Source organism: Neptuniibacter sp. QD48_55 (assembly GCF_047778115.1).
GTDB lineage: Bacteria > Pseudomonadota > Gammaproteobacteria > Pseudomonadales > Balneatricaceae > Neptuniibacter.
In genome coordinates, this window is record NZ_CP180555.1 from 1,176,075 (window position 1) to 1,194,783 (window position 18,709).

The 18,709-nt window shown below is 44.1% G+C and carries 19 protein-coding genes and 1 tRNA gene; 8 read left to right on the plus strand and 12 right to left on the minus strand.

Annotation, left to right across the window (positions count from 1 at the left end):
• Window positions 1-8: 8 nt before the first annotated feature.
• From ACMXYW_RS05285 to ACMXYW_RS05315, 7 genes are all read right to left on the minus strand, one after another.
• Entirely contained in the window at window positions 9-2,345 is a 2,337-nt protein-coding gene (locus ACMXYW_RS05285; protein WP_415905479.1) for a YdbH domain-containing protein, read from the minus strand.
• Between the two features lie 30 nt (window positions 2,346-2,375).
• Entirely contained in the window at window positions 2,376-2,774 is a 399-nt protein-coding gene (locus tag ACMXYW_RS05290) for a hypothetical protein (RefSeq protein WP_415905480.1), read from the minus strand.
• Window positions 2,774-3,412 carry an O-methyltransferase gene (locus tag ACMXYW_RS05295; protein ID WP_415881778.1) on the minus strand — a complete coding sequence of 213 codons (639 nt, stop codon included), beginning with the start codon at window positions 3,410-3,412 and terminating at the stop codon, window positions 2,774-2,776. Before ACMXYW_RS05295 ends, ACMXYW_RS05290 begins: the two co-directional genes overlap by 1 nt.
• A gap of 165 nt (window positions 3,413-3,577) precedes the next feature.
• Complete coding sequence (locus tag ACMXYW_RS05300; RefSeq protein WP_415905481.1) at window positions 3,578-4,741, minus strand: glutathionylspermidine synthase family protein; 1,164 nt, start codon at window positions 4,739-4,741, stop codon at window positions 3,578-3,580.
• Between the two features lie 7 nt (window positions 4,742-4,748).
• Window positions 4,749-5,342: a DUF1190 domain-containing protein gene (locus tag ACMXYW_RS05305; RefSeq protein ID WP_415905482.1), complete on the minus strand. Its 594-nt coding sequence runs from the start codon at window positions 5,340-5,342 to the stop codon at window positions 4,749-4,751.
• Window positions 5,343-5,355: 13 nt separating this feature from the next.
• Window positions 5,356-5,757, minus strand: coding sequence for a DUF350 domain-containing protein (locus ACMXYW_RS05310; RefSeq protein WP_415895807.1), 402 nt, complete (start codon window positions 5,755-5,757; stop codon window positions 5,356-5,358).
• 16 nt (window positions 5,758-5,773) lie between these two features.
• The gene (locus tag ACMXYW_RS05315; protein ID WP_415905483.1) at window positions 5,774-6,823 is read right to left on the minus strand and encodes an ion channel; all 1,050 of its coding nucleotides are present in this window, start codon (window positions 6,821-6,823) and stop codon (window positions 5,774-5,776) included.
• Window positions 6,824-6,976: 153 nt separating this feature from the next.
• On the opposite strand from ACMXYW_RS05315, the gene ACMXYW_RS05320 reads away from it, so the two are divergent.
• From ACMXYW_RS05320 to ftsZ, 5 genes are all read left to right on the plus strand, one after another.
• Window positions 6,977-7,363: a hypothetical protein gene (locus ACMXYW_RS05320; protein ID WP_415905484.1), complete on the plus strand. Its 387-nt coding sequence runs from the start codon at window positions 6,977-6,979 to the stop codon at window positions 7,361-7,363.
• A 6-nt stretch (window positions 7,364-7,369) separates the two neighbouring features.
• A complete protein-coding gene (gene rmuC, locus ACMXYW_RS05325) occupies window positions 7,370-8,812 on the plus strand; it encodes a DNA recombination protein RmuC (protein ID WP_415905485.1) in 1,443 nt (480 codons plus the stop codon).
• Window positions 8,813-8,830: 18 nt separating this feature from the next.
• Window positions 8,831-9,451 carry a gamma-glutamylcyclotransferase gene (locus ACMXYW_RS05330; RefSeq protein ID WP_415905486.1) on the plus strand — a complete coding sequence of 207 codons (621 nt, stop codon included), beginning with the start codon at window positions 8,831-8,833 and terminating at the stop codon, window positions 9,449-9,451.
• A gap of 655 nt (window positions 9,452-10,106) precedes the next feature.
• Entirely contained in the window at window positions 10,107-11,348 is a 1,242-nt protein-coding gene (ftsA, locus tag ACMXYW_RS05335) for a cell division protein FtsA (protein WP_415881770.1), read from the plus strand.
• An 81-nt stretch (window positions 11,349-11,429) separates the two neighbouring features.
• Window positions 11,430-12,650, plus strand: a complete 1,221-nt coding sequence (gene ftsZ / locus ACMXYW_RS05340) for a cell division protein FtsZ (protein WP_415888695.1) — start codon at window positions 11,430-11,432, stop codon at window positions 12,648-12,650.
• A 68-nt stretch (window positions 12,651-12,718) separates the two neighbouring features.
• On the opposite strand, the gene ACMXYW_RS05345 is transcribed toward ftsZ, so the two are convergent.
• Window positions 12,719-13,966, minus strand: coding sequence for a GGDEF domain-containing protein (locus tag ACMXYW_RS05345; protein WP_415905487.1), 1,248 nt, complete (start codon window positions 13,964-13,966; stop codon window positions 12,719-12,721).
• A gap of 226 nt (window positions 13,967-14,192) precedes the next feature.
• Here ACMXYW_RS05345 and ACMXYW_RS05350 point away from each other — a divergent pair.
• A tRNA-Ser gene (locus ACMXYW_RS05350) sits at window positions 14,193-14,280 on the plus strand.
• 54 nt (window positions 14,281-14,334) lie between these two features.
• Here the strand turns inward: ACMXYW_RS05350 and ACMXYW_RS05355 are convergent.
• The 3 genes from ACMXYW_RS05355 to ACMXYW_RS05365 form a co-directional block, all read right to left on the minus strand.
• Window positions 14,335-15,594, minus strand: a complete 1,260-nt coding sequence (locus tag ACMXYW_RS05355; protein WP_415905488.1) for a Y-family DNA polymerase — start codon at window positions 15,592-15,594, stop codon at window positions 14,335-14,337.
• A gap of 1 nt (window position 15,595) precedes the next feature.
• On the minus strand, window positions 15,596-16,003 hold the full coding sequence (locus ACMXYW_RS05360) for a S24 family peptidase (protein ID WP_415881766.1): 408 nt from the start codon (window positions 16,001-16,003) through the stop codon (window positions 15,596-15,598).
• Window positions 16,004-16,116: 113 nt separating this feature from the next.
• Window positions 16,117-16,254: a hypothetical protein gene (locus ACMXYW_RS05365; protein WP_415905489.1), complete on the minus strand. Its 138-nt coding sequence runs from the start codon at window positions 16,252-16,254 to the stop codon at window positions 16,117-16,119.
• Between the two features lie 181 nt (window positions 16,255-16,435).
• On the opposite strand from ACMXYW_RS05365, the gene ACMXYW_RS05370 reads away from it, so the two are divergent.
• Window positions 16,436-16,855, plus strand: a complete 420-nt coding sequence (locus ACMXYW_RS05370) for a BLUF domain-containing protein (protein ID WP_415905490.1) — start codon at window positions 16,436-16,438, stop codon at window positions 16,853-16,855.
• 40 nt (window positions 16,856-16,895) lie between these two features.
• Here ACMXYW_RS05370 and arsB read toward each other — a convergent pair whose 3' ends face one another.
• The gene (gene arsB / locus ACMXYW_RS05375) at window positions 16,896-17,918 is read right to left on the minus strand and encodes an ACR3 family arsenite efflux transporter (protein WP_415905491.1); all 1,023 of its coding nucleotides are present in this window, start codon (window positions 17,916-17,918) and stop codon (window positions 16,896-16,898) included.
• A gap of 368 nt (window positions 17,919-18,286) precedes the next feature.
• On the opposite strand from arsB, the gene ACMXYW_RS05380 reads away from it, so the two are divergent.
• The gene (locus ACMXYW_RS05380) at window positions 18,287-18,568 is read left to right on the plus strand and encodes a hypothetical protein (protein ID WP_415905492.1); all 282 of its coding nucleotides are present in this window, start codon (window positions 18,287-18,289) and stop codon (window positions 18,566-18,568) included.
• Window positions 18,569-18,709: the final 141 nt, after the last annotated feature.

An 18,709-nucleotide genomic window follows, 5' to 3' on the forward strand; every position in this document is an offset into this window, starting at 1 on the left:
AATTTGCGTTAACGGTAACGCTTCTCGATTGTCTTCGTCAATTTATCTGCAAACTGTAATGTTTTGATTAACTTAGGAATATTCTCTTCCACATTAATCGTGAAATCTACCGGATGGCCATTTTGCCAATCTGGATTTCTACCTTTTAAACGGGTTTCCAATAAGGCCGTACCATCCGCTAAATAGTTAAGCCCTATATCCAGCTCTTCATAATGAAAATTCTGAAGCGCTTCTATCGCCATTTTTAAGCCAACATTCGCCGCAGCATAGGCTTGTACTGCTGGGGTCGGCTCAAACAAAATTTTGCCCCCAGGCGGCAAGCCTTTGATTACACCATCAGTGATGCTAAAAGCGTTATCTTTGTAAGCTAGAGGGAAACTTCCCCCCAATTTACCTTCACCGGATAAGCCTTGCTGCCTTTCCAAAGCCATCACCGCGCCAAGATCTATATTGTCTACCTTAACTTGACTGGTGATATCGGGCTTGCTTGGGTTGAACTCGAAATCTGAGAGGCTAATTAAACCCTCAAAAAGTTCAGCCTGCATACCCTTCAGTTTAAGCAGGTCACCGCTGTTTCGCTGCTGATACTGATAACTTGTTTGCACATTTTTGATTTCAACTCCTGTTGTAACCTGATCCAGCTTAATGCTGCCTGTATCGCGTAATCTACCTGAAGTAGAGAGTCGGGAAGTTGAATCTAAATTAAGCCCTTCGATTAAGGTTTCATCCCAGCTTAGATTTGCAGCTCTGATGCTGTTGTTGAATTGTGCCGAGAACTTGCCGTTGTTTAAGTTGCCACTGCCTTTGTGGAAGAGTGTGCCTTTAAGCACGCTTAGCTCTTTCGGGATAGGGGCGTAGGCTTCTAATGAGCGATCAATCCCTTTGAGGCTGATAGGTTGTACGGACCAATTTAGCTTAGTGTTGCCGTTACTTAAGGTGGTATTTGCACGGCCTTTTAGATCTAGCTTTATAGGAGCGTTGCTGGATACCTGATAGTGATTGCTTAACTGATTTTTATCCCATGTGAATTTAGAGCTCAGGTTCAACTGTGGGAATTTGGTTTTCCCTTGGCTCAGGTTTAGCTGAGGGATAGCAATTGAACCGGAAATATTAGACTTAGCCAGATCAATGGAATCGATACTTAATTTAGAGCGTATAGGTGAAATATTAATCCCCTCTAGCGTAATCACACCGGCTTCAATATCTAAATGTAGAGGTGATACATCTGGTATCAAAGCACCATCTAAAAGCAGTTGACCGATATTGGCTTTGATCGCGAGTGGCTTTTGTAAGGTCGCTTTCAGGTTTTGCATCGGTTCTTTTAAGCTAGGGTGCTTTAGCTCGGGGACTTGTATATTGGTGTCGGAGTTAAGCGTGATTTCAGCTTCTTTAAGGGAGAATTTAAGCGCACCCTCTAATTCGGCAGACGCTTTTTCCAGCGACGGAATTGGGTTAAACGCAGTTATTTTTGCCTTACCGGTTTGATCAATCTGGATACTTTTTAACAGTTCATCTGGCGAGAAACGGGTTTGTAGCGGGAAGTGAATTTTCCCTTGTAGCTCGACTGTGCCTTCTAACTTAGGTATGGGTAGATTGTGCAGTTCGAGTTTTTGTCGCCAGCTCTGTAAACCCGCCAGTTGGATCTCTTGCGCGGATGTTAAGGTCAGTTTGTCATCAAACGAGAGATCACCTGCAATATTAAAGAACGGCTCCTCATCCTCTAACAACCGAAACGTAAATTGATTTTGCTTATTCAGATTCAGGTCGCCCCAACCAAAATCCTTCTCGTCTCTTAAGGCTTTAACGCGGCTATACAGTTTGTCGTCTTCAAACAGTAGTGCGCCGATAAATTGCCAGTCGCTTTGATTGTCTGGGTAATCCAACGCCAGAGTAACTTGTCCAATCCGAATGGCATCAATGGGGATCTGATTAAACCAAACCGAGGGTAGCGCTTGGCTTAGATCGACCACTTCATTATTACTCTCACTGCTTTGTTCGGTGGTGTAAGTGATCTTTATATCTGAGCGCGGCATTGATAGCAGTTTGAGGCGCTGCTCTTGCCAGAGTGTATAAGGGTTAAACTGCAGAGTGATATCGCTGGATTGATAACTGATGATCTGAGTAGGGGTGTGTTTTTCTAATTTTATATTAGTGATATGCAGCTCGTTCCAGCTAGGCGTTTGCATATCCAGTTCAACAGCGGAGAAGTCATTTTGCTCCAACCAATATTGCAGGCTTTTGTGTGCAATAACTGGAGAGAAAAAGTAAGCGGCTAAAGGTAGGGCAATTACAAAAGTGAAAGTTAAAAGGAGGCACGCCCATAGTATTTTATGACCTCTGCGCATACTGCCTCCCTTAAACGTACAACGGTGCTGTTAATCCAGTTCTATATCGTACAAGCGTTCTACGGCATCTTTGAGGTGGAAAATTAGTTCGCCATATTGATCAGTATCGTTCTCAATATCGATATCGCCTAATCGATCGGCTGTTTCTTCTAGAGATTCACCGCGATTATCGATGCCATGATCCGCGAGTAACCAATACATCAGACCGTAAATCTCAGCAACAGTTTCTACTTGGTCTAAATCTTCGATAATGGCATTGCGGACTTGTTGTAGTGCCGCCATTAAAGGTGCTTTCTCATCGGTATCGAGATAAAGCTTTAGCACCGCATCTGCAGATTCGATTGTATAACTTTCCTCAGGTGCAGCTTCGTTGCTGTTTAGAGTAACCTGAGGATCGTTTGAATTAATCGCACTGATTAGGTGTCGCATTAACGTAGTTTCCGTACCACATTCATACCGTCGCGAACGGTTAGGAAAAGGTTTTCTACATTTGGATCTGCTGCGATCTCTTTGTTTAGATCGACTAAGACGTCATCAATGTCAGATTCTGGCTGTAGTACTTTGCCAGACCACAACATGTTATCCAGAATGATCAGGCCGCCTGGGCGCGTCATTTCCAGAACCTTGTGGTAGTAGTTTAGGTAGTTGCGCTTATCAGCATCGATGAAAGTGAAGTCTAGCTCCATATCCAGTGTTTCGATGGTTTCAATCGCTTTACCGAAGATTACTTCGATCTTGTGGCCATGAGGGCTACGATCAAAGAACGTTTTGGCAAAGTCGATTGCGCGAGGATTGGTTTCGCAGCAGATGATCTTGCCATCTTCTGGCATGCCTTCTGCGATGGATAAAGCAGAATAGCCAGTGAACATACCAATCTCTAGTACGTTCTTTGGTTGGTGCAACTGAGCAAGAAGTTTTAGCGTTCTGCCAACTAAACGGCCAGATAGCTTCTGCGGCCAGCCCATGTTTTTGTTGGTTTCATCGATCAGCTCTTGCAGCAATTCAGGCTCAGCTGTAGTGCTTTGAAAGGCATAATCTTCAATTGCTTCGTTAACCAAAAATTCCACTTAAATCTTCTCTAATCTAGGTTCGACGGCGTTAGTTTAACGTTGTCGAGGGTGATAAAAGTCATGACCCAATCTGAAAAAACAGCTTTTACTGGGCGTTATCTAAATATTGCCGCGCATAATACCATTTTCTAGCCTGATTGCGTTACGACTGACTCATCGTTATCAAAGGATGATATGCGGTAAAAAGCGCGAAAGATCCTGTGTGATCGGGTGCTTGTCTTCTCTTAGGGAAATACCGGCGGGTTGATCGTCTATTAGCCAGCTGCCGATCAGCGTATGATTGTCACCAAATTTAGGCAGAGGATGACAAGCCTGAACGATGTATCCCTCTTCACCGTAAGGCCCTTCGGCCTTCGCTATTACTTCGCCTTGATTAACGATGCTGATATTGGCGCCTTCGCGAGAGAAGATCGGCTTGCGTACATAATGCGTAAGTTCTGCAGCACGGGGATCATCTTCAAAATAAGCAGGTAGTAGGTTAGGGTGATTTGGAAAGAGTTCCCACAATAAAGGCAGTAGTGCTTTGTTGGAGACTAAGCTTTTCCAGATCGGCTCTAGAAAGGTGGTACCGCTTTGAGCAATGTATTCGCCGTACTCTTCCCGTTGCATAAACTCCCAAGGGTAGAGTTTGAATAGCCAGTTGATCGGTTTACCTAGCTGATCGACAAAGCGCTGATCTTCATTGATGCCGATATCTTCAACATAGATGAAGTCGTTTAGTAGGCCGGCTTGTTGGGCGCAGTCTTGCAGATATCGTACAGTGCCACGATCTTCGATCGTGTCTTTGCAACTCGCTAGGTGCAGTAAGCGTGAAGGCTGGCGAACTTTGAGTGCTTTGAAACGCTCGATCAGTCGCTCTTGCAGGGAGTTAAATTGATCGGCATTGCGAGACAACTTGCCGCGATCAACCTGTTGCTGAAGCCATACCCATTGCCAGAACCCCGTTTCATAAAGGCTGGTGGGCGTATCCGCATTGTTCTCTAAGAATTTGGCAGGGCTTTTACCGTCATAGCATAGATCGATGCGGCTGTAGAGGCTGTCTTCGTGGGCAAACCAAGAGCGCGCAATTTCATCCCAAAAGGCTTCTGGGATTTGAAAGCGTCGTAGCAGTTCCTCATTACCTACCACATGCTCAACCACTGCCAGACACATCTGATGAATCTCAGCTGTCGGTGCTTCAATATCTTGTTCTATCTGTTCAAGAGAGAACTGATAGTAGGCAGATTCATCCCAATATGGCTCCCCATACATGGTATGAAAATGGAAGCCATATTGTTCAGCAGTTTCACGCCAATCAGGCCGCTCGGCGCAGGTGACTCTTAGCATCTACAGGTTAACCACCGAAAGAGCGACTAGAGATGGTTTTACCAAAACCACCACGACCCATAACACGAGCACTACCTTTACTGCCTTTGAATGCAGAAGAGCTGACCTTAACTTTGTTCTTATGGTAATCGCCAAACATGTCGCCGGATGAGCTTACCCAACGATGAAAAGCAGGAGTACCTCTTCGGGTGCTATAGCCTAAGCCTCTAGGTCGGTCGAAATCGAGATCGAAGTCTTCCTCTGTTCGATGATTCTCGCCCAACATAAAGCCCGTCATTAGCGGGATAAAGTAGGGGGAGTATTCAAAACATTGGTGGTTACCAAAATCGTAAGCACAGTTGCTCTCACTACGATATCGAGGTGCGGTACGTTTCCAATCAGCAAGGGCTTTTTGATAAGCACTTTCACACCTATCGTCATAGCCTGGGTTATCCAGTTCACATGCAGTGACCGATTGGTAGATGTAACCATCTTCAGAATCACAGCCACTCAGTAGCGCAGCACCAGTAGCGACAGCTGATAGACGTAGGCCGTTTTTCAGCCATTTAGCATCATATGCAAAATCACTTTTTTGCAGATGGTTTATTTTTGTACGTTTCATCCTTGATGCCTCCTTAGTAGGTCAAAGAGGCAGCATTAAGAATACCGATTGCGATGGATACCGCGCCCAGCACGATACCGGCAGGTGTTTCTCCATCTTGGATGCGTTGGGTGATTTTCGGCATAAACAAACGTACAACTAGATAAGCGATTAACTGAGCGACCAGTGCGATAGCAGCCCATACAGCAAAATCTACTAAAGATACGGAGTTACTGATGGCGCTAGAAAGGGCAATGGTGAAACCAATGGTTGCACCGGAAAGCGCGCAGGCAGCAGCCATGTTTTTTTCTTTAACCAGTGCCCAGTCATCATAAGGAGTCAGGAAGGTATAGATGACTTTGAAGAGTAGTAGGGCAACCAGTGAAAGGCCGAAATAGATAGCAAAGTTGGTAAGCCCGATAAGTAGAGCGTCCATGCGAGACTCCTAAAAATTATGAAAGTTGGGTAATTGCAGCCCAGTCCAAATCTTTTAAACGGGACTGTGCAATGTAATAAATGGTGCAGCCTGATCTAACGCGTTTATCGAGTGATGGATTCACTTCAGGTTTACCGTCGTTATCTAGATCAACTGCGATCAGGGTCGCGCCATAATTTTCTTTTAATGGCACGTATAGATCACGCACAGACATCTCTGGCAAACCTTCAGGTACGACAACCGAGAACTGGGTCATCCCTGTGGTTGTGTTGAGAAGTTCGTGGTGCAAAATACTGGAGCCCGGGTCCATTGCTGATTTTACTAACATCTCTGTAGATACAGATGGCGTGCACTCTATGGTAGGGCAGTGTTGTTTGAGCAGGTTACTCAAGCTCTCGTCCCTGAAGTAGGTGATGATGTGTGCTTGAGGATTGCGATTGTAGATATTTAAAGCCGCGCTCAGTGTTTGATCATCATGCGCACAATCGATAATGATTGTGGAGGCATCTTCAATATTTGCACGATTTAAGCCTTCATCATCGTTTAGTGAAACGGTACGAACAAATTCGATGTGGCCTGGCATCGGATTTTCCATCTCATCGGCGACGCACAAACAGATCTCTCGATTAAGGTTGTTCTTGGCTTCTGTTTGGAGAAGTTTAAGAAGAGGCAGGGTGCGAACTTCGTTCCAGCCAACTACGACGATATGATTTGAGAGGTTGAGCTCTTTAAGACCCATAACACCTTTTCTCCATTGAAAAGCACTGAATGCAGCAAATTTACCGACGACGAGTGCAAATAGACCAAGACCGAAAGGAATAATGTAGAACGCAACCAATGCTTTGCCTGTTGCTGTTTCGGGAGATAGATCTCCGTAGCCCACAGTCGAAGCCGTTACGATTAACCAGTAGATATAGTCCGAGCCGGTGAGGTTGGATTCACCCGCCCATTCCAAAAGTAACCAGCTACTTAGGCCATATAATAGAAGCAGCGCAAGTACAGCCTGCCATTTCATGTTCTTGAAATGACGGTTGAGCAGTTTGCGTAAGCTTTTGAAAACCTGCATTAAAAATCCGTGTACATGGAATTGAGGCGGGATTTTAATCTCATCTAATAATAGATGCAAAAGGGAGCCATTTCTTAACAGTGGGCCTGAAAAGCCTTACAATAGCCCGCCATGAGCGCCTGAAAAAAGATCTGTCATGGGCGTAGTTATTAAATGATCCACAATGTTCTGGAGTTTAGTGTGCCTAGTATCGATCCTCTTATCATTTTTCTAGTTTCAGGTGTGTTCTCTATGTCTGGTGCGTTAAGCGCTGGTGCTATCAATAAACTACCTGAAGAGGATAAGCCTGAATTCGCGCATAAACGTAACGGTTTGATGACGATCGTTATGGCGGGTAACCTTGCTGCTGTCGCATTGTTATTCTCTATGGCGTACGGTTTCAGCAACCTAGATTGGTGGATTCCACTGCTATGTATGTTTATCACTTTCCCAGTGGTTCATTTAGTTATTCTTCAGCCTATGTTGGGTGAGTTGAAAACGCTGTTTCTGTCATCGATTATTTCTGCGGTTTCCCTAGTCGTTTTATATCTCTATTGGTAATTTTCTATGCCTGAGCTGCTAGCTTCATTTGATCTGAATAGTTTGCTGCTGGGCGTATTGATTACAGGATGCCTGTTCTTCTTTATATACAGGCATCTTACTTCCCAAAAAGAAGACCTCTTACAGCAGGTTGCTGAAAGCGAGACAACAATAATCTCGTTAAAGGCGAAACTCGAAACGGAGTTGGCTGCACAGCAATCTGCCTTTCATGAAGTCTCTATCCAAAAAGCACGTATCGAAGAGCGCTTGCATGCGCTAGAACCAAGACTGCGTGACACACTTACAGAAAAGCATCAACTTGATAAACGCTTAGAGCAAACAAAGTTTGAGTTGGCTGATCGTAATGAAGTGATTGCGGATCTCGAAGCAAGATATGAGGCGACTCAAGAAGCGCATTCTGAAAAGCTTCAAGTGTTAGAACAAGCGCGCCAACAGTTAAAGCAAGAGTTCCAGAATCTCGCTAACCGTATTTTTGAAGAGAAAGCTCAACGATTCACTCAGAGCAATCAAGAGAATATGGGGCACCTACTGACGCCTTTGAAAGAGCAGTTGGGTGAGTTTAAGCGTCGTGTTGAAGATGTTTACGATAAAGAGTCCAAAGATCGTCGTGCCCTCTATGAGCAGATATCTCATCTAAAACAGCTTAACCAGCAGATGAGTGAAGATGCGATCAATCTGACCCAAGCCCTGAAAGGCGAAAACAAAACTCAGGGTAACTGGGGCGAGGTTGTACTAGAACGTGCCTTAGAGGAATCGGGTTTACGCAAAGGCTACGAGTTTGAGCTGCAAGTATCAGCATCAGTTCAAGGTAAACGCTACCAGCCTGATGCGGTGATTCATCTTCCGGATGGTAAAGATGTTATCGTCGACTCAAAGGTTTCCCTTACGGCTTATGAACAATATTGCTCTACAGAAGATAAAGACCTGCGCGAGCGAATGTTGCGTGAGCATTTGATCTCGATGCGTGGTCATATTAAAGGACTGAGCGATAAAGCTTACCAAGGGCTAGAAGGTATTCGCTCTCTCGATTTCGTGCTTTTGTTTATCCCGGTCGAAGGTGCTTTCTTGTTGGCGTTAGAGAAAGAACCTAATCTGTTTAAAGAAGCCTTTGATCGCAACATCATGTTGGTAAGCCCTGCGACATTGATGGTGACGTTAAGAACTATCCACAATATCTGGCGTTACGAGCATCAGAATCAAAATGCTCAAGAGATCGCTCGCAGAGGTGGTGAGCTGTACGACAAATTCGTTGGCTTTATTGACGCTCTGGATGAAGTAGGGCGTAACCTGCAAAGAACGCAAGCCGCTTTTGATACTGCTAATAAGCGACTATCAACGGGGCGTGGTAATTTGGTGAGCCAAGTGACCATGCTGCAAAGCCTTGGTGCAGATGGCAAGAAGAAGCTTAATACTGAGCTTGTTGAGCGCGCTTTAGAATCTGATCAGTAACATTGATAGGAGAGCTATATGATAAGTATTGTTGGATATGGCTCTCTTCTATCTGAAGCCTCCGCGAGGGAAACTATTCCTGGCCTAACTAACTTCAGGATCGTAACTGTTCCGGGTTACAAACGTATCTTCAATAAAGTCGGAGTTGTGTTTATCAGTCGACATAAGGCTGACCCTGACTCTTTACAGTTAGCCTCCTGCTCGACTTTACCTGCATCCGATTGTGAAATTATTTGCAGCCAGTTTGAATGTACTCAAGCAGAGTATGAAGCGCTATTCGAACGCGAACATCGATTTAACTGGGTGGAAGTTGAAACTTTTGCCGATGGTCAAAGCTCGACCGGGCTGATGTGCACGGGCTCAAGTGATCAGCACTACCGCTATAGTAAATGCCGCAGCGAGCAAGAATATCATGAGCGTGTAGGGCAGTTTTATGCGGGTAACCTATGGCGAAACGATATTCTGCCATTCCCTCGTTATCTATCCTTCTGCTTGAAAGCTGCCGCGTCGCAGGGAGAGGCTGTTTTGAATAACTTTCTCGACAGTAGCTACCTTGCAGATGGTGAAACGACCATTCGTACTTACTTAGATAACAGCGGTTCAAATTGGCGTGAAATCGATAGCGCCTATCATTACTAAATAAAGCTCTTTCTGAGCTGTTTACCCCTTTCTTAGTTTTATCCTCTTTGTGCTTTCTAGGGCTCTTTGCTGAGTCCGGTTTTGAACTTGTGTTCTGGGTTTGAATATCCGCCTTATACCATCAAGAAATGATTGCTTTTTTGAGACGAATTCGAGCGCATTGAACAAAATTCATACAGGATTGCGCGCTTATATTGGTTGTTTAATGAGCATTAATTAATGGGGAGATAATCATAAATGGATTTTGATTTGTTTGTAAACAGTCAAAATTAAATTTTGATTTTATATGATTATTCAAAACTTAATTTTGATATTTTTATTAATAATCAATATTGAATATTGATTTATAGCTAATTAATCAAAATTAAATTTTGATTTTTGTTGTTTTTTTAACCTATTGAAACGGTTGATTATATTTAAAACAATCGAGCCTGATGCAGGAGTAAGTGAGCGTAGTTGTTTGAAATTTATAGAAAAAATTTTCTCAACAATTTCCGCAAGGTGCCGATAAGAAAAGATAGTGTTTTTTTATGAATTGATTTTACGGGCAAATAAACTTTCAGAATTTAAAAAAATTCATCGAAAAAAGGTTGGTTTGTTTTTAGTTATAAGTAAAATTAAGGTTGCTTGAAATAATATTGTTGGCACTGAATATATGACTGCTCACTCTAATATGATCGTTGCGCTAGATATTGGGACTTCCAAGGTGGTTTGCCTTGTGGGAGAGATCAATATCGACGGCTCAATCGATATTGTTGGTATTGGTTCACATCCGTCTCGCGGCCTGAAGAAGGGCGTGGTCGTGAATATTGAATCAACAGTGAGTTCTATCCAGCGTGCAGTAGAAGAAGCTGAGTTGATGGCAGGGTGCAAAGTTCACTCTGTAACAGCAGGTATCGCCGGTAGTCATATTAATAGCCTTAACTCTCACGGTATTGTGGCTGTTCGTGACCGTGAAGTAACAGATTACGATCTTGATCGCGTAATAGATGCTGCCCGTGCAGTAGCGATTCCTGCTGATCAGAAGATTCTGCATATCTTGCCGCAAGAATATGAAATCGATAATTCCGAAGGTATTCGTGAACCACTAGGCATGTCGGGCGTACGTTTAGAAGCCAAAGTTCACCTAGTCACAGGTTCGGTGAATGCCGCTCAGAATATCGAGAAGTGTGTACGTCGTTGTGGTTTAGAGGTTGATAACTTAGTGCTGGAGCAAGTTGCATCCAGTTACTCTGTTTTGACTGAAGATGAAAAAGAACTCGGCGTTTGTATGGTCGATATCGGTGGTGGTACTTCTGATATTTCGATCTTTACAGGTGGTGCGATTCGTCATACCGCTGTGATCCCTATTGCGGGTGATCAGGTGACTAATGACATAGCGATGGCTTTACGCACACCTATGCAGCACGCGGAAGAGATAAAGATTAAATATGCTTGTGCTCTAGCGCAGCTAGCAGGACCTGATGAAACCATCATGGTACCTGGGGTCGGTGATCGTCCAGCGCGCACATTGTCGCGTCAGGCGCTTGCTGAAGTTGTTGAGCCGCGTTATGAAGAGCTTTTCAATCTAGTACAAGCAGAGTTGCGTCGCAGCGGTTTTGAAGATCTGGTTGCGGCGGGTATTGTGTTAACTGGCGGTACTTCCAAAATGGAAGGTGCGGTTGAGTTAGCAGAGGAAATTTTCCACATGCCGGTTCGCCTGGCATCACCGCATGGTGTTCGTGGAATGGAAGATATTTTAGGTAACCCAATTTTTGCAACAAGTATCGGGTTACTTCAGTACGCGCATGAAGATCAGGGCGGCGAGCCTGCACAACCTGAGGTTGCAGAGATCGAACTGGTCGAACAAGCAAGCGTGCTAAGCAAGATGAAGACGTGGTTTCAGGGCAATTTCTGATCCCAGTCAAAGGCTAATCGGAATAGAAAATAACTAAGCGCTGTTCAATTATAAAAGCGCATAATCTGGAAGGAGATCGGTATGTTTGAGTTAGCGGATAGCATTCCTCAAAGCGCCGTAATTAAAGTTGTAGGTGTCGGCGGTGGCGGCGGTAACGCTGTTCAGCACATGGTTAGCTCTGCAGTAGATGGTGTTGAGTTCATCTGTGCAAACACAGATGCCCAAGCTTTGGATAACATGCATTCTAAAACAGTTATCCAGATCGGTGGCGAACTAACAAAAGGTCTTGGTGCGGGTGCAAACCCAGAAGTTGGTCGTCAGGCTGCACTTGAAGATCGTGAGCGTTTAGCTGAAATGCTAGATGGTGCGGACATGGTATTTATCACGGCTGGTATGGGCGGTGGTACAGGTACAGGTGCAGCGCCAATCGTAGCTGAAGTTGCGCGCAGCCTAGGTATTTTAACAGTTGCTGTAGTAACTAAGCCGTTTTCATTTGAAGGTCGTAAGCGCCTTAAAATCGCGGACGAAGGTATACAGGAACTGAAAGAGAATGTTGATTCATTGATCATCATTCCTAATGAAAAATTACTTCCAGTACTGGGTAAGAACACCAGTCTGATTAATGCTTTCAATACATGTAACGATGTATTGAAAGGCGCGGTGCAAGGTATCGCTGATCTGATTATCCGTCCGGGTATGATCAACGTCGACTTTGCAGATGTGCGCACCGTTATGTCTGAAATGGGCATGGCGATGATGGGTAGCGGTAGTGGCCGTGGCGAAGACCGTGCGACTGAAGCGACGGAAGCTGCGATTAATAGTCCTTTGCTAGAAGACGTAGACCTGAAGGGGGCGAGTGGTATTTTGGTAAATATCACCGCTGGTCTTGATCTGAGCTTAGGCGAGTTCTCGGAAGTGGGTAACATCGTTGAAGAGTATGCTTCCGAGAACGCCACTATCGTTGTAGGTACTGTTATTGATCCTGAGCTTACTGACGAGCTTACGGTAACAGTGGTTGCAACAGGCTTGGGGCGAGCTGAACAGCAGCATGTAGAAGTTGTTAACACAGGCACAGGTCGTGCATCTGCTGTTGCAACGGCTGCGGGCGCTGCGTCTGATTTCGATCAGCTAGAGTTGCCGGCAGTAATGCGAACTGCTCGTGATTCCCAGCCAAAAGAACGTGCTCAACCAGTAGAGATTCATCGCGAAGTAGAATCTGAACAGCCAGTTATGCAAAAGACTGGTACTGACGACATGGAATTCTTAGACATTCCTGCATTCCTTCGTCGTCAAGCTGACTAATTAAACATCTTATACCTTCCAGGTATTACTTGGCCCGGTTTTCTATAACCGGGCCTTTTTTATCCCTGCTATTTTTGTTTTCTGCGTTGTTTGTCGGAATACATTCTTTCATCTGCAATCTGTAATAGATCTTTTGCTTCATCAGCATCTGACTCGCTTGGGTATTCCACGCTGCCATAGCTGAACTTCGCAATGATGCCTTGGCCTTTATAGTGATAAGGGCTGCTGTGCGCGATCTCTTCTATACGCTGAATAAGCTCACTCGCTACATCCTGCGAACTGTCTGGTAACAGGATGATGAACTCATCTCCACCATATCGAATGACCTTGTCTGTCGTGCGTAGGTTTTCGGATAGAATCTGGCAGAAGTGAATCAGAATACAATCGCCAGCATGATGACCAAACACATCATTGATCTGCTTAAAGCCATTCATATCAATCATGCTGATGGTTAAAGGCCTATTCTGGCGATCAGCTCTAGATCTCTCTTCATCGAGTAATCGCTCTAACTGATGCCGGCTGTAAGTTCCCGTTAACTTATCGTAGATAGATAGTTCTTCAACCTGCTGAAATGCAGTCTGTAATAACGCTTGTTGCGAGTTAAAAGAGTGCTCAATGCTATTTATCTCTTGTAGCTCTGAGTCGAGCGCCAACTTTTCATTAAGGTTGTGGTGGCCTTCAGTCTCTTTGAGCTTTCTTTCTAGGCGTTTTAAAGGTTTGACTATATGGGCAAAAAGATCCCGAGATAGAAAGAGGTAGGAAGAGATAACGGTAATAGAGAAGACTAAGAATAAACCCATCAGAACTTCGCTTACAGGAAGGCGGACTCTGTGTGCTGGAAAGGTCACGTCCAACACGCCGGCTATCTCACCTTGGTGTGCTTCGGTATGACAGGCTAAGCACTCCTGTTTGAATCTGAAAGCATGGTAATAATGAATCTGATCCAGCGATTCGATCTGAGTTGCATCCTGTTTGTTGCCTAACAGCTGGCTTATCTCTTCGGTGATTGCTCGATCACCACCAAACTGCTGCTGAACGGCTGCTCCGCGATACATGCTATAGGTGATATCGGGTGCATCCTCATTCATTGAATCAATGAGCTGATTAACTTCCTCATAACTTGTGCCCTGATTCATCGCTTGGCGCAGATCTTTAAATACTAACTGTCCAAGATATTGACCCTCTTGCCGAAGATCCTTTTCGATAGAAAGAAAGATCAATGCAAATACGATCATGGCTGCAAATAAGCAGCTAATCAAAGCAGCTCGATAGAGGGAGTTGAATAGTGTGCTTTTAAGGTCAGTTATAGGCCGCATTTTAGATTTTATATTTATAATTTTTTATTTTTGAGCGTTTAGTTTACTCACAGTTGTTCAGTGTACAACCAAGAAAACTAGGCTATTTATTGATCCTTTGATATTTGTAGTATGAATTACTGAAATTGTTTGCCTTTTTTAACCAAACCGCTTGCGGTCAGTCAGTGCTGTGATACAATTCGCGCCGCGTTGGTGTTGAGCGTATCAGCTCCACTAATTGCAGGATGGTCAGGTGTCCGAGTGGCCGAAGGAGCACGCCTGGAAAGTGTGTATACGGAAACGTATCGAGGGTTCGAATCCCTCCCTGACCGCCATCTATTAAAACGAAAAAGCCTCGCTTAACCGCGGGGCTTTTTTGTATCTGTTGTTTACGAACATTCAACCACAGGAATATCTTCTATCCTTGTCGTATACCTTGGAGATAACAGTTCCCGTTTCATTTTAAAGTTCTGTTGAATGCCTTGGCGGGCTAGGTGGAGGGTATCTCGACCGTATTTTGAGTTGATTTGATCCAGGCACTTCATCAGTTCTGGCTGGTCAGCGGAAGGGGTAAAGATATCTGGCTGATAGGGTGTTGCAGTAGATATTTCTAACAGGCCTATACCTGCTTTGTAGTATCTGATTCCTGCTTGGTATATCTGCTCAGCCAGTTGGCTTGTTACTTTTACTATGACTGCAGTATCGCAGGTGGGGGTGGTAAATTGGTGGAATGCAGAGCGTTTAAAAAATGATTCCTTATCGTGGATAGAGTTGTGTGCAAAAACAATGATATTGCTGGTAGCACTCTCTTGCGCTCTAAGCTTTTGCGCGGCGATGGTTGCGTGTGTAGCAAGTGCCTGTTTTAAATCGGTGAGTCCTGTGATGCGTTGTCCAAAAGAGCGCGTGGAGTAAATCTGCTTTTTGGGTGAGCGAACATCGTCCCAGCTTATTCTGGTTAAACCATTGAGTTCTTCTGCTGTATTAGCGATTAAGATGGAGAAGTGCTTTTTCATCAGTGCGGGTTTTGTTTGCGCTAGCTGCCAAGCGGTTTTGATGCCGAGAAGGTTGAGTCGCTCGCCTATACGCCGTCCGACCCCCCAAACATCCTTAATTTCCATCTGCTGCAGAATCTGCTTTCTGATTTGATCGTTATCGATAATGGCAACACCGCTGAAGCCAGGTAGTTTTTTACTGGCGTGATTAGCTGCTTTTGCTAAGGTTGGGGTTGGGCCAAAGCCTACCCCTACGGGGAGTCTTACTTCCTTCCATACCTTCCTTCTGATTTTCATACCCAGCTCATACCAACCTTCAGGTGGTATGTAGTGGTCAAAGCGTAAAAAGCATTCATCTATAGAGTAGATGTGTTGTCCTGGAGCAAAAGAGGCGCAGAGTTCCATCATGCGTGAAGATATATCAGCATAAAGCTCATAGTTACTGGATCTGGCAACTACGCCTGCTCTGTCTAGTTGGTCTTTGATTTTGAAATAGGGACCAAATTTGGGAATGCCCATTTTTTTAGCAATAGGGCAGGTTGCGACAATGCAGCCGTCATTATTACTAAGGACAACAACTGGGCGCTTTCGGATTGTAGGGTCAAATATTTTCTCGCATGAGGCATACATTCCGGAAGCATCGATCAGAGCGTACATCTTAATTGAGTCCCTTCTTTAATGGGCGAAATAATCGAATAGAACGTGTAACCACACCCTCGATAGAAAATTCATCCTGTTCGGATAGTTGGTAGGGTTTATGGCCGGGAGCAGAAGAAAGAAGTTTTCTCTCTTTGATGCTCGCGATTTTGCAGACGAAGTTGCCATTTAGCGTGGCAACAATTACATCGCCTTCCTTTACTGTTTCGGCTCGCGAAACGACAAGAAGGTCATTTGGAAATATCCCAACACCACGCATAGAGCCACCTTCAACAAAGCCTAGGTAGGTTGCATGGGGGTGATCAATAAGTAACTGATCGAGTGAAAGTGCTAGCTCGGTATATTCAGCTGCAGGTGATTCAAAACCACTGATACCGGCGCTGGAGTAGATAGGAATAAAGCGCAACATAATAAATACTGGTTATATATACAGTATCTATATTATCAGCAGATCGTTGGGTATGCCAGTTACAGTAAAAATGGGTTATGTGTTAGGGGGAGTCAATAATTTGTATCGGTGGATTAACCGATAAAGTTATCCGGCTCATTCAGCATATTCTGCATGTGCTCAATCACGTTATCTATGGTTTCAGATACAGCCTCATCCGAGCGCACATGTTTATCAGTAGAGTAGTCGGTGTAGAAAAATTTAAATGACATGGGGTAGAGCCTTAATGCTGACAAGAAAAGTTATATTATAACTTATTATAAGGTGAATTGGCTCCGTACTGAATGTTAGCTCCCAATTACAACTAAAGCTTATAAACACAAATTGTTAGTGTCGCCTTGAGAATAATGCTCAATACACTATGTTTAACTAAAACAAAGCTAGGAGGCCACTATGTTCTTAACAAGGTTAGTGTACACGAGCACAATCGCAGATAATTTTTCTCCGCAGGACATAGAAGCCATAATAGAGATTGCTCGTAAGAATAACAGAAAGCACAATGTGACCGGCATGCTCTGTTTCAACCGAAAGTACTTCCTCCAGTGCCTCGAAGGCTCCCGCACGCAGGTTAATAAAATCTATTACAATATTTTAAATGACCCTCGGCACAGTAATATCATCATGCTCGATTACAAAGAGATCTCGACAAGGGAATTTTGTGAATGGTCGATGGGCTATGTACCGGAATCAAGCCTAACAGCACCTATTAATCTAAAGTTCTCGGGCACACCTGAATTTGATCCCTATAAGATGTCTGGAGAAAGCGCATTCCAAATGCTGCTAGCATTAAGAGAGTCCGTTCCATCGTTGTGATATTTAAGGGCTTTAACTCCTTTAATTCAAGCCACGGCCGTTAGGCCGTAGGAAACCAATGTCTCGTCCTATTAGCAAACGCCACCAGCGACAACATCACAGGCACTTCCACCAGTACACCCACCACCGTCGCTAATGCCGCACCGGAATGTAAGCCAAATAGTGAGATCGCCACGGCAACCGCTAACTCAAAAAAGTTAGAGGTGCTGATCATACAGGCAGGAGCTGCGATGTTATGCGGGAGCTTCATCCACTTCGCAGCAAAGTAGGCCAAGGCAAAAATACCGTAGGTTTGGATCAGTAGTGGGATAGCAATCAATAAGATCGACTGCGGCTGATTAACGATCTTTTCTGCTTGGAAACCAAAGAGTAGAACTACAGTGGCAAGCAGGCCAAGGATAGACCAAGGCTTAAGTGTGGCTAAGAACGATTCTAGGCGCTGGCCGTTATCTGCTTTTTCCAGTTTATGTCGTGTCCAGATGCCAGCAATCAGCGGCAATAATACGTACAGAACGACGGATAGCAGTAGGGTATCCCACGGCACGCTTATATCACTCACACCGAGCAGAAAGGCGGTGATTGGTGCGAAGGCAAACACCATAATAACGTCATTTACCGATACCTGAACCAAGGTGTAGTTAGGATCGCCTTTGGTGAGTTGGCTCCAGACAAACACCATTGCGGTACATGGAGCGACGCCCAGTAGAATCATACCTGCAATATATTCACTGGCACTTTCAGGGTCGACCATATCTGCAAACAGGACGCGGAAAAACAGCCAACCTAATAGCGCCATTGAGAAGGGTTTAATCAGCCAATTTACCACTAGCGTCAGCGCGATACCTTTTGGACGTTTACCAACATCTCGTAGCGCTGTGAAGTCGATCTGGACCATCATTGGGTAGATCATTACCCAGATAAATACAGCGACCACCAAATTTACATGAGCAAATTCTAGCGCTGCGATCTGCTCAAAGAAGGTTGGGATAAGATTTCCCAGTACGACACCCGCCAGAATACAGACACCTACCCAAAGGGTGAGGAAGCGTTCGAATATGCCCATAAAGCTAAAACCTAATCTTGTTTGATAAGAAAGAGAGTTTAGATTATATACGCAAAATCATATATATGTAATTCCATATATAAGGATCTCTGTTAATACAAAGGCTGATCTAGTAGCTATTTTCTGACGTAATTGTTCTCAATAGTTAATCCCTGCTTATAAACGTGGTGTTTACTTACACAGATTTTTTGAATGGTGTAAAAGCAGAGCGTATTACGTACTTTTGGCGTCTCTTAACGGTGCAATACGCTCACTTAATAGAGCTGTATTTTTAGGCCTTTTGGGCGAGTACCTAAGTTTTATAGAAAAACTGATAAATAAAGGCCTACACTTTATGTGTGTACTGTTAATGGGAAAGGATTTTCAAAATGAACAGATTTGATGATGCTAGCTTAGATGATGGTGAGCTAGAAAAGCTATTCCCTAGGGCTTTTCTTTCCAGTAATAGTTGTTTTACAAATCTGTGGCAGATGTTGCATAAGTGCAATATAAAGTCAGAGCTTTATCCTGATACAAAAAACGAGCAACTTGATAAAGTCATAGCAATGCATACGAGCTTTAATTCTTGGAGAGAAATGTATGAAACAGCTCTTGAAGAATATGCCGATCGATTGTGTTCTAAAGTAGACGACGATATCCAAACACACTGATCCTATCAGTCCTACCTTATCGTTTTTACGATCATTTCTTGATTTAGTGATATTTTTTATTCGTAAAACTTTTTGAGATTTATAGTTCGTTTTTTTTGAGCTATTAGTCACTCATTTTGGTCTATTCTGTAGTTCATGGAC

Bases quoted from the DNA above. Each gene is read 5' to 3' on its own strand.
- ACMXYW_RS05285 (WP_415905479.1), bottom strand. From the start codon at position 2,345: ATGCGCAGAGGTCATAAAATACTATGGGCGTGCCTCCTTTTAACTTTC.
- ACMXYW_RS05290 (WP_415905480.1), bottom strand. From the start codon at position 2,774: ATGCGACACCTAATCAGTGCGATTAATTCAAACGATCCTCAGGTTACT.
- ACMXYW_RS05300 (WP_415905481.1), bottom strand. From the start codon at position 4,741: ATGCTAAGAGTCACCTGCGCCGAGCGGCCTGATTGGCGTGAAACTGCT.
- ACMXYW_RS05305 (WP_415905482.1), bottom strand. From the start codon at position 5,342: ATGAAACGTACAAAAATAAACCATCTGCAAAAAAGTGATTTTGCATAT.
- ACMXYW_RS05310 (WP_415895807.1), bottom strand. From the start codon at position 5,757: ATGGACGCTCTACTTATCGGGCTTACCAACTTTGCTATCTATTTCGGC.
- ACMXYW_RS05315 (WP_415905483.1), bottom strand. From the start codon at position 6,823: ATGCAGGTTTTCAAAAGCTTACGCAAACTGCTCAACCGTCATTTCAAG.
- ACMXYW_RS05320 (WP_415905484.1), top strand. From the start codon at position 6,977: ATGATCCACAATGTTCTGGAGTTTAGTGTGCCTAGTATCGATCCTCTT.
- rmuC (WP_415905485.1), top strand. From the start codon at position 7,370: ATGCCTGAGCTGCTAGCTTCATTTGATCTGAATAGTTTGCTGCTGGGC.
- ACMXYW_RS05330 (WP_415905486.1), top strand. From the start codon at position 8,831: ATGATAAGTATTGTTGGATATGGCTCTCTTCTATCTGAAGCCTCCGCG.
- ftsA (WP_415881770.1), top strand. From the start codon at position 10,107: ATGACTGCTCACTCTAATATGATCGTTGCGCTAGATATTGGGACTTCC.
- ftsZ (WP_415888695.1), top strand. From the start codon at position 11,430: ATGTTTGAGTTAGCGGATAGCATTCCTCAAAGCGCCGTAATTAAAGTT.
- ACMXYW_RS05345 (WP_415905487.1), bottom strand. From the start codon at position 13,966: ATGCGGCCTATAACTGACCTTAAAAGCACACTATTCAACTCCCTCTAT.
- ACMXYW_RS05355 (WP_415905488.1), bottom strand. From the start codon at position 15,594: ATGTACGCTCTGATCGATGCTTCCGGAATGTATGCCTCATGCGAGAAA.
- ACMXYW_RS05360 (WP_415881766.1), bottom strand. From the start codon at position 16,003: ATGTTGCGCTTTATTCCTATCTACTCCAGCGCCGGTATCAGTGGTTTT.
- ACMXYW_RS05365 (WP_415905489.1), bottom strand. From the start codon at position 16,254: ATGTCATTTAAATTTTTCTACACCGACTACTCTACTGATAAACATGTG.
- ACMXYW_RS05370 (WP_415905490.1), top strand. From the start codon at position 16,436: ATGTTCTTAACAAGGTTAGTGTACACGAGCACAATCGCAGATAATTTT.
- arsB (WP_415905491.1), bottom strand. From the start codon at position 17,918: ATGGGCATATTCGAACGCTTCCTCACCCTTTGGGTAGGTGTCTGTATT.
- ACMXYW_RS05380 (WP_415905492.1), top strand. From the start codon at position 18,287: ATGAACAGATTTGATGATGCTAGCTTAGATGATGGTGAGCTAGAAAAG.